This is a genomic window from Protofrankia sp. Cj3 (assembly GCF_917627355.1).
In the GTDB taxonomy this organism is placed as follows: domain Bacteria; phylum Actinomycetota; class Actinomycetes; order Frankiales; family Frankiaceae; genus Protofrankia.
In genome coordinates, this window is the sequence record NZ_CAKJTR010000259.1 from 4,157 (window position 1) to 5,357 (window position 1,201).

The window sequence follows — 1,201 nt, forward strand, 5'->3', positions numbered from 1 at the left end:
CCGCAGCTGAGCCTGGGTACGGCGGCCGCGCGTAATCTGGCGACGGTCACCAAATCCGTGCCCCAGATGCAGGAAATCTCCTCGCGCTGGTTGTTGCGGATACTGCCGTGGGTGCAGGTGGCGGGTGGCGTGTACCGGGTCAACCGTCGGCTCAGTTATCTGGTGGGGGACGGCGTCATCACGTTTGTCTCGACCGGGGCCGATGTCCGGGTTATCCCCCGGGAGCTCGGCGAGTTGCCGCTGTTGCGCGGGTTTGACGACGAGACGGTGCTGCGCGCGCTGGCGGACCGGTTTGTTCAGCGGGAGTTCGCTCCCGGTGACGTGATCGTGGAATCGGGCCAGCCGGCCGACCAGGTGTTCCTCATCGCGCACGGGAAGCTGCACAAGCTCGGTACCGGAAAGTACGGTGACGAGGCCGTGCTGGGCGTGCTGGCCGACGGCGACTATTTTGGCGATCAGGTTCTGGCGGGGCCGCGGGGCAGCTGGGAATTCACGGTCAGGGCCGTGACCGGGTGCACCGTGCTGGCACTCTCACAGCAGGCGTTCCAGGAGCTGGCTGACCAGTCCGCGGAGCTGCGGGCACAGATCGAGGCGTTCCAGAGCCGTTCGGAACTCCCCCAGAACAAGTATGGCGAAGCGTCGATCGCGCTGGCGGCGGGGCATACCGGGGAGCCCGAGCTGCCGGGGACGTTCGTCGATTATGAACTCGCGCCCCGCGAATACGAACTGAGTGTCGCCCAGACCGTGTTGCGGGTGCACAGCCGGGTCGCCGATCTGTACAACGAACCGATAAACCAGCTCGAGCAACAGCTCCGGTTGACGATCGAGGCGCTGCGGGAGCGCCAGGAAAACGAACTGATCAACAACCGGGAATTCGGCTTGCTGCACAATGCCGACCGCAAGCAGCGCATCCACACCCACTTCGGTCCGCCGACCCCCGACGACCTCGACGAACTGCTCAGCAGACGGCGTGATTCCCGGTTCATCCTGGCGCACCCGCGAGCCATCGCCGCGTTCGGCCGGGAATGCAACCGCCGCGGCATCTACCCGACCGGTGCCGATATCGACGGCCACGGGGTGCCCGCCTGGCGTGGTGTGCCCATCCTGCCCTGTAACAAGATTCCCATCACTGACAGGCACACCACCTCCATACTCGTGCTGCGCACCGGCGAGGACAACCAGGGCGTCATCGGCCTGCACC

Annotated in this window: 1 protein-coding gene; it reads left to right on the top strand. The window is 65.9% G+C overall.

Going from position 1 to position 1,201, the window contains the following annotated elements:
* A partial coding sequence (locus MJ783_RS21800; protein WP_239313409.1) for a family 2B encapsulin nanocompartment shell protein occupies positions 1 to 1,201 on the top strand: 1,201 nt, incomplete at both ends.